The sequence below is a fragment of the Selenomonadales bacterium 4137-cl genome, from assembly GCA_032334055.1.
Taxonomy (GTDB): Bacteria; Bacillota; Negativicutes; order Sporomusales; family UBA7701; genus Anaeroselena; species Anaeroselena agilis.
Map to the genome: position 1 here is coordinate 1 of JAUOZS010000003.1, position 739 is coordinate 739.

A 739-nucleotide genomic window follows, 5' to 3' on the forward strand; every position below is an offset into this window, starting at 1 on the left:
TGAACTGAACCCGAAAAAACGGACATTGAGCAAAAAAGCCTCCTGTTGTAGGATAACTACGATAGGAGGTTTTGTATGTCACGGAAATGGACAGATATGCAATCGGCTGAGCGGATTATCCTGCAAATGCGACAAGATGGAAGAACCAGGCGGGAGATAGCAGATGCCTTGGGTCTTGAAAAAGTACAAATCAAGAACTGGATTAACCGGTACAATCGGAGACAGACCACCCTTCCGGCATCCCCCAAGAAGAAAGGCCGCCCCAGAAAAAGCCCGATAACTGCACACCACGCGATGGAGCTGCGGATACGGGAACTTGAAAGAGAAGTGGAACTATACCGGTCTTTTCTTCACGCTGCTGGAAGGATGTGAGAGCACAGGTTAAGTACATAGCCATAGCGCAAAATGCCGGCAAGCATCCGGTTGCGGTCATGTGTAATTTCTTTGAGGTATCAAGAAGCGGCTACTACGCGTATCTCAAACGGAAAGACCGGTCATCCGCCGAGGAGAAGTTGGCCGCCTTGATTCAAAAATGCCAGCGGCAGACTAATGGAACTTACGGTTATAGGCGTGTGGGGATATGGCTTGAGAGGCGAGGCATTAAGAAAAACCATAAGGCGGTGCTGCGCATCATGAACAAGTACGGGTTGCTGGCGCAAATCCGGCGCAGAAAAAAGTACCGGCAGATGAGCGGTCAACTGCACCGGTATCCGAATATCCTCGGCCGCGATTTCACAGC

General features: G+C 50.3%; 1 protein-coding gene. It reads left to right on the forward strand.

The features are described from left to right. Positions 1-368: 368 nt before the first annotated feature. Positions 369-739 (forward strand): IS3 family transposase (locus Q4T40_22945; GenBank protein ID MDT8904103.1); only part of this gene is annotated, 371 nt, incomplete at its 3' end.